12 protein-coding genes are annotated in these 13,333 nt (G+C 52.5%); all 12 read right to left on the bottom strand.

Annotated features, from left to right (window positions below; translation table 11 throughout):
* Window positions 1–53: 53 nt before the first annotated feature.
* Window positions 54–1,202, bottom strand: a complete 1,149-nt coding sequence (gene dnaJ, locus LKH74_RS01685) for a molecular chaperone DnaJ (protein ID WP_135368066.1) — start codon at window positions 1,200–1,202, stop codon at window positions 54–56.
* Between the two features lie 125 nt (window positions 1,203–1,327).
* A complete protein-coding gene (gene dnaK, locus LKH74_RS01690; RefSeq protein ID WP_135368067.1) occupies window positions 1,328–3,199 on the bottom strand; it encodes a molecular chaperone DnaK in 1,872 nt (623 codons plus the stop codon).
* Window positions 3,200–3,237: 38 nt separating this feature from the next.
* A complete protein-coding gene (grpE, locus tag LKH74_RS01695) occupies window positions 3,238–3,828 on the bottom strand; it encodes a nucleotide exchange factor GrpE (protein WP_135368068.1) in 591 nt (196 codons plus the stop codon).
* A gap of 20 nt (window positions 3,829–3,848) precedes the next feature.
* Window positions 3,849–4,886, bottom strand: a complete 1,038-nt coding sequence (gene hrcA, locus LKH74_RS01700) for a heat-inducible transcriptional repressor HrcA (RefSeq protein WP_125575893.1) — start codon at window positions 4,884–4,886, stop codon at window positions 3,849–3,851.
* A gap of 644 nt (window positions 4,887–5,530) precedes the next feature.
* Complete coding sequence (gene ribF / locus LKH74_RS01705) at window positions 5,531–6,487, bottom strand: riboflavin biosynthesis protein RibF (RefSeq protein ID WP_287707835.1); 957 nt, start codon at window positions 6,485–6,487, stop codon at window positions 5,531–5,533.
* A gap of 22 nt (window positions 6,488–6,509) precedes the next feature.
* Complete coding sequence (gene truB, locus LKH74_RS01710) at window positions 6,510–7,421, bottom strand: tRNA pseudouridine(55) synthase TruB (protein ID WP_287707834.1); 912 nt, start codon at window positions 7,419–7,421, stop codon at window positions 6,510–6,512.
* Window positions 7,422–8,088: 667 nt separating this feature from the next.
* The gene (gene rbfA, locus LKH74_RS01715) at window positions 8,089–8,439 is read right to left on the bottom strand and encodes a 30S ribosome-binding factor RbfA (protein WP_125575896.1); all 351 of its coding nucleotides are present in this window, start codon (window positions 8,437–8,439) and stop codon (window positions 8,089–8,091) included.
* 19 nt (window positions 8,440–8,458) lie between these two features.
* Window positions 8,459–10,879: a translation initiation factor IF-2 gene (infB, locus tag LKH74_RS01720; RefSeq protein WP_287707833.1), complete on the bottom strand. Its 2,421-nt coding sequence runs from the start codon at window positions 10,877–10,879 to the stop codon at window positions 8,459–8,461.
* A 47-nt stretch (window positions 10,880–10,926) separates the two neighbouring features.
* On the bottom strand, window positions 10,927–11,229 hold the full coding sequence (locus tag LKH74_RS01725) for a L7Ae/L30e/S12e/Gadd45 family ribosomal protein (protein ID WP_135368072.1): 303 nt from the start codon (window positions 11,227–11,229) through the stop codon (window positions 10,927–10,929).
* Complete coding sequence (gene rnpM, locus LKH74_RS01730; RefSeq protein WP_135368073.1) at window positions 11,222–11,518, bottom strand: RNase P modulator RnpM; 297 nt, start codon at window positions 11,516–11,518, stop codon at window positions 11,222–11,224. Before rnpM ends, LKH74_RS01725 begins: the two co-directional genes overlap by 8 nt.
* 26 nt (window positions 11,519–11,544) lie before the next feature.
* The gene (gene nusA, locus LKH74_RS01735) at window positions 11,545–12,819 is read right to left on the bottom strand and encodes a transcription termination factor NusA (protein ID WP_287707832.1); all 1,275 of its coding nucleotides are present in this window, start codon (window positions 12,817–12,819) and stop codon (window positions 11,545–11,547) included.
* A 19-nt stretch (window positions 12,820–12,838) separates the two neighbouring features.
* Window positions 12,839–13,312 carry a ribosome maturation factor RimP gene (gene rimP, locus LKH74_RS01740; protein ID WP_135368075.1) on the bottom strand — a complete coding sequence of 158 codons (474 nt, stop codon included), beginning with the start codon at window positions 13,310–13,312 and terminating at the stop codon, window positions 12,839–12,841.
* Window positions 13,313–13,333: the final 21 nt, after the last annotated feature.

The following is a 13,333-nucleotide window of genomic DNA, read 5'->3' on the forward strand; positions in this document are numbered from 1 at the left end:
AAAGCCTTCAGCAACCCTGATATATCAACTATATACACGTTTTTATCACACGATTAATTTTCGTTGAATTTATCGCGCATTTTGTTAAATAAGTTTCCTTTGCCACTGCCAGTAACCGTTTCACCACTGGCTTTCGCAAAGTCTCGTAAGGCATCACGTTGACCCTTGTTCAGGTTCTTGGGCGTCAAGACCTTGACCGTGACGTGTTCGTCACCGTTGCCATTCCCACGTAAGCGTGGCGCCCCCTTGCCCTTTAAGCGGAAGGTCGTCCCACTCTGCGTGCCGGCAGGGATCTTCAACTTGACATCCCCGTGGACCGTCTTGACCGTCACGTCGTCACCCAGGGTGGCCTGAATGAAGGACAGGTCTTGATCAAAGTAGATCTCGGTGCCATCGCGGCGGAAGTCACGACTCGGTTCTACTTGGAAGATAATGAACAGATCGCCGTAGCCACCGCCATTTTGGCCGGCTTCACCTTGACCCTGCAACCGCATTTGTTGGCCGTCATCGACCCCAGCTGGGATGGTGACTTCCACTTCATGCCGTTCTTCTTCGTGACCTGAACCGCCACAAGTTGGGCACTTTTCCTTGATCTCTTGACCCGTACCGTGGCAAACCGGGCACGGTTGTTGGCTGCGCATCCGGCCCAAAGGCGTGTTGGTTTCAGTCGTCACGTAACCTGACCCGCCACACTGGTGACAGGTGACTGGTGACGTCCCTGGCTTGGCGCCATTACCGCCACAGGTGTGGCATTGGGCCTCGCGGTTGTACTTGATCTTGGTCTTCTTCCCAAAGATGGCCTCTTCAAACTTCAAGTCCATCTGGTACTGAAGATCCCGACCTGGCCGAGGGGCGTTGGGGTTGCGTTGACCGCCACCGCCACCAAAGAATTGGTTGAAGATGTCGTCGAAGCCACCGCCGCCACCAAAGCCGCCGAAACCGCCCTGTTGACCGCCGCCAAAGCCACCGAAGCCGCCTTGAGCACCGTCTGCGGAACCATACTGGTCATAGTTGGCCCGTTTCTGTTCATCGCCCAACACATCGTAGGCGTCCTGCACGGCCTTGAATTTCTCCGCCGCGTCCGGTGCCTTGTTTAAGTCTGGGTGATACTTCTTTGATAATTTCCGATAGGCCTTTTTGATTTCTGCTTGACTGGCATCTTTTGCGACGCCTAGTACGCCATATAAGTCCGTTTCCGCCATCTTTTTCCTCCCAATCAAACCCGATATTTTTCGCTACTAGTAAGAATAGCATACTCGAAACAAAAAGCCAAAGCCCCAGGGACTCTGACTTCTTGTCTACACTCTCTTAAAGTGAAACGGGGCAATTACTTGTTATCGTCGTCGTGAACTTCGTGGAAGTCCCCATCAACGGTGTCGCCGTCTTTGCCATCGCTCTTAGCGTCGCCGCTAGCTTGGCCAGCAGCACCATCAGCACCGCCCTGAGCTTGTTGCGCTTGTTGGGCTTGTTGATACAACTTGACAGAGAGGTCTTGGATGATCTTATTCAAGTCATCCTTCTTGCTCTTCATGTCGTCCAGGTTGTTGGCTTCTTGGGCCTTCTTCAGGGCGTCACGTGCATCTTCGGCCTTCTTGATTTCGTCGTCAGAGACCTTCCCCTTAACGTCTTTCAACGTCTTGTCGGTCTGGAAGAGTAATTGGTCGACTTCGTTCTTGGTGTCGACTTCTTCCTTACGCTTCTTGTCGGCAGCTTCGTTTTCCTTAGCTTCCTTCATCATCTTGTCGACTTCTTCATCGGACAGGCCGTCGGAACTCTTGATGGTGATCTTTTGTTCCTTGTTGGTGCCCATGTCCTTAGCAGAAACGTTAACGATACCGTTCTTATCGATATCAAACGTTACTTGGATTTGAGGAACCCCACGAGGTGCGGCTGGAATGTCAGCGAGTTGGAAGTTACCCAACGTCTTGTTGTCAGCAGCCATTGGCCGTTCACCTTGTAAGACGTGGATATCAACGGCTGGTTGGTTATCCGCAGCGGTTGAGAAGACTTGCGATTTGCTGGTAGGAATCGTGGTGTTGCGGTCGATCAGCTTGGTGAAGACCCCACCCATGGTTTCGATCCCTAAGGACAATGGCGTCACATCCAGTAAGACAACGTCCTTGACGTCACCGGTGATGACCCCACCTTGAACGGCGGCACCTAAGGCAACGGCTTCATCAGGGTTGATGGAGTGGTTAGGTTCCTTACCAGTCCACTTTTGAACGGCTTCTTGCACGGCTGGGATCCGCGTTGACCCACCGTTTAAGATAACAACGTCAACGTCGCTAGCTTGTAAGTCAGCATCCTTCAACGCATTTTCAACGGGGATCCGGGTCTTTTCAACCAGGTCAGCCGTCAATTCGTTGAACTTCGCCCGCGTCAAGCTCTTTTCCAAGTGCAGTGGGCCATTGTCGCCGGCAGAAATAAATGGCAAGCTGATTTGTGCTTCGGTAACCCCAGAGAGGTCCTTCTTAGCCTTTTCAGCAGCGTCCTTTAACCGTTGAACGGCCATCTTATCCTTAGATAAGTCAACGCCATTTTCGTCCTTGAATCCGGCGATCAACCAGTCCATGATCTTTTGGTCAAAGTCATCCCCACCTAAATGGGTATCCCCGTTAGTTGACAGCACGTCGAAGACCCCGTCACCTAAGTCCAGGATGGAGACATCAAAGGTCCCACCACCCAGGTCATAGACCATGACTTTTTCATCTTTGTCTTGCTTGTCCAAGCCATAAGCCAAGGCTGCGGCCGTTGGTTCGTTGATGATCCGTTCAACGTTCAAGCCGGCAATCTTCCCAGCATCCTTAGTAGCTTGCCGTTGGGCATCGTTGAAGTAAGCTGGCACCGTGATGACGGCTTTGTCAACCGTGTCACCAATGTAGTCTTCAGCAAACGACTTCAAGTGTTGCAAGATCATTGCGGAAACTTGTTCTGGCGTGTAATCCTTGCCATCGATGGTTTCCTTGAAGCCAGCTTCACCCATGTGACTCTTGATGGATGAAATCGTGTTTGGGTTGGTGATTGCTTGGCGCTTGGCCACTTCACCGACCTGGGTTTCACCGTCTTTAAACGCAACAACGGATGGTGTCGTCCGGGCACCTTCCTTGTTCGCAATAATCTTTGGCGTACTGCCTTCGAGAACGGCAACGGCTGAGTTGGTCGTCCCTAAGTCAATCCCGATAATCTTGTTACTTGCCATCAAAAATTCCCTCTTTTTTTAGTTTTTTATTTATAAATTTATTGCGCCACGACAACCATGGCAGGCCGGAGAACCCGGTCCTTGAGCTGGTAGCCCTTTTGGAGCACGTTGACCACCGTTTCAGCCGTTTGGCCGTCAGAAACGGGAACCGACTGAACCGCTTGGTGCAAGGTTGGGTCAAACTTCTGACCCAGCGCGGCAATTTCCGTCACGTGATTACGCTTCAACGCATCTTCCATGTGATCGTAGGTCATCTGCACACCCTTTTTGATCTGCTTACTGGTCTCGTCGGTCGCATCGACCGCTAAGGCCCGCTCCAGGTTATCGATCACGGGGAGCACGTCCTTAGCGAGTTGCTGACCATCGTACTTGATGAGCGCGGCCTGTTCTTTTTGGTAACGGGTCTGCATGTTTTGCACTTCCGCTTCGGCACGCAGGTACTTGTCCTCAAAGTCGTCAGCCTTCTTTTGAACGGCAGCTAAAGCCTCTGCCGTGACCGTTGGCTTGGGCTTGTCAGCGGGCTTTGCGTCCGCCGGTGTGGCTTGCTCAGTCTTGTCTGGGTCTTGCTTTGTAGTGGCGGCCTTTGCCGCAGTTTCATCATCAGTGGATGGTTGTTGCTTGTCAGCCACGATAAAAAACCTCCCTTTCTTTACTCGTCGTAGAACCGATAGTAATCTAACAGTTTCTTCGCGAGCTCTTCACGAAACGCACCGACAATTCCCAACATCCGTGAATACGGCATGCGGGTCGGCCCTAAAATGGCGATCATACCCTTACCATGCTGGTTCACGTCGTAGGTGGCGGTGATCAGGCTGAAGTTTCTCAAGGCATCGTTGGTCATTTCATTACCGATTTGCACGGAAATGTTGTCCCGCGGTTGCCCCAAGACGTTGGCGATATCATCGGTCTTGTCGATCAATGAATACAGCGACTTCAGTGAATCAACATCGCTATCCTGCGAGAAGTTCAATAGATTCAAGCGACCACCAACGTAAAACCGCTCTTGGGCGGCTCGCGTCAAAACGTCGCCGAAAATATCCAGAAAACCTTCCGGACTCTGCAGGTAGTTGGCAATCTTCATCGGAATGTCCGCCTGCAGCTTTTGAACCACTTCTGGTAGCGTCAACCCGACCAACTGATCATTGATCAGCCGAACGACGGCCTCTAATTGATCGCCGGTAACGGACTCACTCACGTCAAAGGTCTGGTTCTCCACATCACCACTATCGGTGACGAGGATGGCCATCACTTGCCGCTTACCGAGTGGGACCAACCGGAACCCACTGAGCCGACTATCCTTTAATTCCGGCTTCAACGTAAACGCGGTGTAACTCGTCAGGTTAGACAAAATCGTGGCCGATTGCGAAATAATTTCGTCAATCTTGTGGAAATCGCCGCCTAACGAGGATTGAATCACGTCAATATCATTGGGTCGTAGCGGATCGGGTTTTACCAAATGGTCAACGTAATACCGGTACCCTTCAACCGAAGGAATCCGACCGGAAGAGGAATGGGTCTTTTTGATCAGGCCCTGTTCTTCCAACGCCGCCATTTCATTACGAATTGTCGCTGAGCTTACGTGGATGGGTAACTGCTTGGCTAATGCCTTGGACCCCACCGGCACACCAGTGTTGGTAAAGTCGCGGACAACGGCTCGCAGAATCATCATTTGTCTTTCTGAAAGCATCACAATCACCCCTTTTTTAGCACTCAAACAACACAAGTGCTAAGTCACATATATAATGTAGCAAAACCGGGTTTTGAAGTCAAGAAATCTGGTAGAATTTTTAGCAATCGTTGGCATTAAGTGCTAATTTTTTAGAATTCGCTTAGAATACAGCGTTTTCAGTGGCGCTTGTGGCAACTGACCGCCTTATCGGGTGCGAGGAATTGCCACTTCATCAATGCTCCCTGCTCAATACTCTCTACCGATTAATCGTCACTCATCGGCATTTGTCAGCGTGGTCGATTCGAAACCCGCAAAAAAGACTTAGCCACCCCGTAACGAGTTGGCTAAGTCCTTTACCTAATTTATGACTGAAGGTTGAACCTAAAATTAACACGCTGATTGCCATAATGACGGTATTCTGACACCTAAAATCGGCGGAACCAGTTGCCTGTTGGCGCACGTTTCAGCTACGAGGCCACTTTGAGACGTGTTCTTCGGCTCAAAGCGAGACGGCGAGACCGCCCTTTGGCGCGACCCGCCCCAGCGTTCCAACCCCTATTTGGCGAACGGTAGGCGGCCAGCTCACATTGTGAGGCTGAAATCGCCTATTTTTGATGCTATGGGTTGCACGATCACAATCGTTTCAATTGATAACCTTCAGTTTACGATTCACGCGTGGCGACCTGTTGGAAATAGGCCCGCGTGTCCGCTTCGTCTTGTTTTAACTGGGCGACTAGGCCGTTGGCGTCGGCGAATTTGACCTCACCGCGTAACCGGTGGTGCCACTCGACTTCGACCGGCTCGCCGTACAGGTTGCCCTGGAAGTCCAGGAGGTTCATTTCGACCGTGATGGGCCGGTCATCCCCAAAGGTCACGTTGCGGCCCACAGAGACCATCCCAGGGTACCAGATGGCCCCGACCTTCAACCGGGCCGTGTAAATGCCAATACCTGGGATCCATTCGTCTTGCGGTGCCATCACGTTGGCCGTGGGGTAGCCGATAGTCCGCCCCCGGGCCTCGCCATGCACCACCAGGCCGGTCGAGCGATACGTGTACCCCAGTAATTGATTCACCAGGTCCACGTCCCCGGCGCGCATGGCTGTCCGAATCCGCGTGGAGCTGACCTTTTCGTCGCCGCTGGCTTCTTCGGGCACCGTGACCACGTCAAAGCGCCCCTGGGCGTACTCAGGGAGGTGCGCCATGTTGGCCACGTCCTTCTTGCCATAGGTGTGGTCAAATCCGGCCACGGCCGCCACCGTGTGGAACGCCACCAAATAATGGTCGACGAATTCCTGCGGCGTCTGGGCCGCAAACTCACCGGTGTAGTTGACCAGAAAGACCCGGTCGACTCCCAACCGGTCCAGCTGTTGGAGCTTACGGTTGATGGGACTCAAATACTTTTGGTCGTCTGCTTGTAGTGGCCGATAGACCAACGCGGGATGGTGATCATAGGTCAAGACCGCCAGTTTAACGCCCTTGGCTTGCGCGAGCGCCTTGGCGCGGTTGATCACGGCTTGATGCCCGCGATGAACGCCATCGAAAAAGCCCATGGCCAAGACCACTGGCTCATCGGGAATTTGCCGTGCATCTAACGGGTGGTGTATGTGAATAACTTCCATTGGAAATTCCTCTTCTCAAAACTTAGTTCACCGCAAACATTTTTAGCGGCTTATATTGTTGCTTTTCTTCGGACCACTGGTACAGGCACTTGGTCGCTCCCTGATAGGTCAAGGCGACTTCCGGGGCCGTGGCCCCATCGAGCTCGGCGGCCGTCAAGAAGACGCCATTTTTAACCAGCTGCCAAACGCGGTCGCTCAACGCCACGTGTGGATACGCCGTTAGGGCATAATCGATGGGCCGCAAAATGGTCGTCAGGTCCTCGGCGGCCATGGCGGCTGCGACCTGATCCAACGTCACCGTTTGGTCCAGTGTGAACCCGCCGCTTTGTTGGCGGGTCAATGACGCCATGACAGCCGGCACACCCAATAGCCGACCCAAATCGACCGCTAACGTCCGCACGTAAGTCCCCTTCGAGCAGCCCACTTCAAAGGCCACCGTTTGGGTCCCGGCATCGGCGTCAAATGTCCCGGCATCTTGCAAGGTAAAGTGGTCGACCGTCACCGTTCTGGTCGGACGTTCCACCGTTTCCCCGGCGCGGGCGTACTCGTACAGCTTACGCCCCCGCACCTTGACGGCGGAATACATCGGCGGTGTCTGTTGGATGGTCCCGGTCAATTGAGCCGTCCCCGCCGTCAGTTCCGCCAACGTAAAGGGCCGTGTCAACGCCTGCCGTTCCACAACGTCACCGTCTAGGTCCTCCGTGGTCGTCGCCAGTCCCAGGGTCACGGTACCGCGATACACCTTGCCAGAAGCCATGAGGTACGGCACGACCTTGGTCGCCGAGCCAATGCAAATGGGCAATACGCCATCGACACTGGGGTCGAGCGTCCCACTGTGGCCGACCTTTTTGGTGTGCAGAATGTGGCGCAGTTTGGCCACGCAATCAAAGCTGGTGAGGCCGCGTTCTTTGTATAAAGGGATAATCCCGTCCATTCCGGTTCCTCCGTTCTTACTTGTGAACTCGTTTCTTTTTAGGTCAATTGCATAGTTAAACCAGTGCTTGCGGCTGCCAGAGATTCCGCTTGCTATGGGGGACACCTCCAGCCCGCCTTGCAGTAACAGTGGTGTTTTGACATCTAAAATTAGTGAAACCAGATGCCTGCGTCAACCAGGATTCCGCCTGCTCTGGGGAACACCTCCAGCCTGAGGAGCGGGCTTCCGGTTCGCTTGAAAGTCTGGCAAAGCCGGCCAGTCTCTCAAGTCGTCCCGCGCTGTAGGCTGAGAAAAAACCTCAGCCAACACCGCCGACCCAGATGGGGCCATCCCTGGCTGCCTCCGGCAAATTGACGGCTATCGGCAACACTGTGTTAATGAAAGACTAACCGTCAATGCAGCGACTACCTGGGGTTAAGACGCCTGTTACTGGCAAGTACTACCTTAGCCGGCCAGTTCGCATTGTGAGACTGAAACCGACTATTTTTGACGTCATGACGCACACGACGACAGTAGTTCCAGCTGACTTTCGTCTTTCACCCTTCAGCTGTCATCGCACAGAATAGCCTATATTTTACCACAGACTAACGGGATGTGACTAATCTTGCCGCCAAGCTGACCCAAAAAAGGTGCTGGCCATCGCTGACCAACACCTCGCCTACCCCGATTACTCGCGGTGGTGTAATTCATTTAACAGTTCATCGATGTGGCTACCGTAGCGCACTGAGGAATCTTGTTCAAACGTCAATTCTGGCGTCTTGTAGATGCTCAGGCGAGAACCCAGTTCGGAACGGATCAGGCCTGTCGCCTTGTCCAATCCTTGTTGGGTCTTTTCTGCGGATGACGCCTTATCGGATAAGATACTGTAGTAAATCGTTGCCTGTTGTAAGTCACCGGTAACTTCTACCCCAGTAACGGTCACGCCCTCGACCCGTGGATCGCGGACCCGTTTGAGGAGAATATCCGTAACTTCCCGTTGGATTTCTTGTTCCAACCGGCCAACTCGATATTGTGCCATGACAGTTGCCTCCGATTATTTATTTAACGGGAACTTCCTTCATCACGTAGGCTTCGATCACGTCGCCTACCTTGATGTCGTTATAGTTCTCGATAGTTAACCCTAATTCATAACCCATCTTAACTTGCTTGACGTCGTCCTTGAAACGCTTCAAGCTACCTAACTTACCTTCGTAAATGACCACGCCGTCACGAATTAAGCGCACGTCGCTGTCAGCGGTCACGTAGCCTTCGGTAACCATCCCACCGACGATTGTCCCGACCTTAGAAGCATGGAAGATATCCTTCACTTCGATTTGGCCAATGACTTGTTCTTCGTAGGTCGGTTCCAGCATCCCCTTCATCGCCGTTTCGATTTCATCGATGGCGTTGTAGATGACGTTGTGCAGCCGAATGTCGACCTTGTCGCTGTCGGCTTGGGCCCGTGCTTGTGGCGTTGGCCGCACGTTGAACCCGATGATGATGGCATCTGAAGCTTCCGCTAAGGTGACATCACTTTCGTTAATGGCCCCTACGGCAGAGTGAATGATGTTGACCCGGACACCGGAAACATCGATCTTCTTCAGACTCCCAGCTAAGGCTTCAACGGAACCTTGAACGTCAGCCTTGATGATGACGTCAACTTCCTTCATTTCGCCTTCCTTAAGGGAATCAAACAGGTTGTCCAACGTGACGTGGCTGGTGTTGCGGCGTTCCTTGACCAAGGCTTCCTTGGCCCGTTCTTCACCGGCAGCCCGCGCCGTCTTTTCATCATTGAAGACCACGAACCGGTCCCCGGCTTCTGGCACGTCGTTTAACCCCGTAATCTCAACAGGCGTTGATGGCACGGCGTCCTTGATGCGCCGACCACGTTCGTTGACCATCGTCCGGACCCGCCCAAAGGTGTTGCCGACAACGATTGGGTCACCGACATGTAAGGTCCCTTGTTGAACCAACAGCGTGGCAACGGAACCCTTACCTTGATCCAAACGGGCTTCGATGACACTCCCGGCACCGTTTTGTTCAGGGTTGGCCTTTAATTCCAGCACTTCGGCTTGTAACAAGATCATGTCGAGCAATTCGTCGATGTTCTTGCCAAACTTCGCGGAGATTTCAACGAAGATGGTGTCACCACCCCAGTCTTCAGGAATCAATTCGTATTCCGTCAACTGTTCCATCACGTGGTTCGGGTTAGCGCCCGGCTTATCGATCTTGTTGACCGCCACGATGATTGGCGTACCAGCAGCCTTGGCATGGTGAATGGCTTCGATGGTCTGTGGCATGACCCCATCGTCGGCCGCAACCACCAGCACGGTGATGTCGGTGATTTCCGCACCACGCGCCCGCATTTCGGTAAAGGCCGCGTGTCCTGGGGTATCCAAGAAGGTGATCAGCTTGTCATTGTAGTGGACTTGGTAAGCCCCAATGGCTTGCGTGATCCCCCCGGCTTCACCCTCGGTAATGTGTGAATGCCGCAAGTGGTCCAGCAAGGTCGTCTTCCCGTGGTCAACGTGCCCCATGATCGTGACGACGGGAGCCCGTGAAACTTGGTGATCCTTGTTGGCCATTTCCGCGTCGAAGGCCTTATCGATATCGGAAACGTCGACTTCAACCTTTTCCTTGGCTTGGATGCCGTAGTCGTCGGCCAGAATTTCAATCGTATCCTTATCCAGGGATTGGTTTTGGTTGACCATGACGCCCAACATGAAGAGCTTCTTCACGATTTCAGCTGAAGAACGGTGTAAGATCTTGGCCAGGTCTTGGGCGTTCATACCATCACTATAGACTAAGACTTCTGGTAAAGCCTTGTTCTTCCGTTCTGGCGCACCCTTGTGCTGGTTCGTGTCTTTAATCCGTTGATTCTTCTTGTAACGATTATTATTGTTGTTATTACGGCGGCGGTTATTGCGGTTGTTCCGGTTATTCCGGCTCCCACGACTGTTGCCATTGTTGCTACCACGCCGGCCGTTACTATTGTTTGTATTATTATTCAAGCTTCCACCAAATCTGCCGGTGCCGGAATTGTGTTGTTCACGATGACTTCCAGCCTGGCTGTTATTTTTATTGTTGTTACGGTGATTCTGATTACTGCCCCCATTACCATTGTTATGGTTCCGGTTACCATTGGCAGTTTGCTGCTGCCGATGGCTATCATTTCCAGCATGGTTCTGCTGCTGATTGCGACCGGCAGTGGTCTGTGACTGACCCGTCTCCCGCTTGTGCGTGGTGGCGTGGTCCGTTTGGTTACCGGTTCGAGCCGGCCGAGCCGCTTGCACCTTTTCGGGGTGCGACTGGGTCTTCCCGTGGGACTGAAAAGCAGCCCGTAACTGACGTTCTTCGTTCTCGCCGAGCGTTGACATGTGGTTTTTCACCGGAAAGCCCTTTTCAGCGGCCTTGTCGATGATCTGTTTACTGGAGACGTTAATTTCTTTGGCGAGTTCATAGATTCGCTTCTTCCCCATATCTTCACACTCCTTCATATTCTACCGATCACGAGAACGTCAGGTGGCTACTCAAGTAATTGTTGTAACTTCCGGACAAATCCCGGATCAGTAATTGCAATGACCGTGCGCGCCGACCCGATGGCCGTGCTCAGCTGGTCTTTGGTAAATGATTCATTCAATGGCACGTCATAGCTCGCTGTCTTATCGCGGAATTGCTTTTGGCTACTCTTACCGGCATCACTGGCTAAAAATACCAGTCGTGCCGTGTGATCCCGCACAGCGGCTAGGACAAAGGATTCACCGGTGACCAGTTTACCTGCTCGCCGCGCCAATCCTAATAATTGTAAAGCGCGCTCGAAATTAGTCATTGTCAAATAATTCCCGCCGCGCTTGTTGATGATCAACGTACGCAATCAAATCGTCGTAAAATTGGTCATCGATCTTGACACCAAAGGCGTGGTCAAAGGTCCGTTCCTTCTTGGCCTTTTGGGCAATGGCGACATCCAAACTAATGTATGCGCCCCGACCGGACTGCTTACCGGTCGGATCAATGCTGACCTCTTGCGCTTGGTTCCGGACGACCCGGACCAATTGCTTCTTCGGTGCCATTTCCCCAGTCACAATATCCTTGCGCATGGGGATCTTCCGTTGTTTCATGGACCTAACCCTCCTTTAGCACAACGCTATTCGGCGTCGTCGCCGTTATCAGTCGTGTCAGTAGTTGCGTCGCTGGCAACGTCAGCGGTCGATGATGCGCCATCATCAGTCGTGTCCGCAGCATCTTCAGGCGTTGCGGCCGTAGTGGCATCATCTAGCGTTTCGTCACTGGCAGTGTCAGTGGTCGTGTCGTCTGCCACTGGTGCATCCGCGGCACTGTCATCGCTGGCAGTCTCGTCAGCGGCCTGATCAGCTTCCATTATAGCAGATGCTTCGGATTCTGATTTGATATCGATCTTATAACCGGTCAACTTAGCGGCTAAACGGGCATTTTGGCCCCGCTTCCCAATGGCTAAGGACAACTGGTAATCCGGCACAACGACTTCGCAAGCGCGTTCGTTGTTCGGATCAAAGATGACATCCAAGACTTCGGCGGGGTTCAAGGCGTTGGCAATGAACTTGGCTTCGTCATCGGTCCATTCCACGATATCCATGTTCTCACCACCGAGTTCGTTGACGATGGTTTGGACCCGTTGCCCCCGTGGTCCCACAGTGGTTCCCACAGGATCGATATCGGGGTTGTTGGAGCGAACTGCTACCTTGGCCCGGTCGCCAGCTTCACGAGCAATTGCCATGATCTCCACAGTCCCATCGTAAACTTCTGGGACTTCTTGTTCAAACAATCGCTTCAATAAATCGGCGTGCGTCCGGCTGACAAAGACTTGCGGACCCTTGGTGGCATTTTCGACCCGGGTCACGTAAACCTTGATGCGGTCGTGGATCCGGTAAGTTTCGTTTGGCATTTGATCCTGACGACCCATAACGGCTTCGACCTTACCTAAGCTCACGTAAACGAACCGTGAATCTTGGCGTTCAACTTCCCCAGTCACGATTTCGTTTTCGTATTGACTGTATTGGTTGTAAATGATGTTGCGTTCCGCTTCACGGACCCGTTGCAAGATGACTTGCTTGGCCGTCTGTGCAGCGATCCGACCGAAGTTCTTAGGCGTGACTTCAAACTTGATGTCATCCCCAATTTCGTAGCCCTTGTTGATGGTCAGTGCTTCATCCAAGCTGACTTCCAGCCGAGAATCATAGACTTGGTCAACGACTTTCTTCACGGCAAAAACGTGAATGTCACCCTTACGTTGGTCGAAGTTGACCTCCACGTTTTGGGCTTGGTCATAGTTCCGCTTGTATGCAGACACCAATGCTGCTTCGAGCGCGTCAATGACGATTTGCTTGTCGATGCCTTTTTCCGTTTCCAGAACGTCTAAGGCACCCAATAATTCTTTACTCATGTGTTGTTTCGCTCCTTATTTAGAACTTGATGGCTAACCGGGCTTGGGCAATGGCATCGCGTGGAATCGTCAAGGTCTTGATGCGACCCTTCAGATTCACGGTCAATTCCATGCTGTCAGCGCTCAGTGAGTCCAACGTTCCTTCGTAAACCTTGCTGTTACCAATCTTTTGGTAAAGGGACACGTGGATGTAATCCCCCACGGCTTTTTCAAAATCAGCTGGTTTCTTCAGTGGTCGTTCAGCACCCGGTGAGGATACTTCTAAGAAATAGGCTTGAGGAATGGGATCAGGATCGAGGCTGTCTAATTTCTCAGACACCTCATCGCTGACCATCGCACATTCTTCAATGTTGATGCCCCCGGGCTTATCGATGTAGAGCCGCAGGTACCAACTCTTGCCTTCCTTGACAAATTCAACGTCAACTAATTCAAACTGATGATGCGCCACGATTGGCTGGGCTAAGGCCGTCACGGTCTCGACGACAGTACTCAAAGAATTCCGCCTCCTACATTT

Source organism: Levilactobacillus sp. (assembly GCF_022646225.1).
GTDB lineage: Bacteria > Bacillota > Bacilli > Lactobacillales > Lactobacillaceae > Levilactobacillus > Levilactobacillus suantsaiihabitans.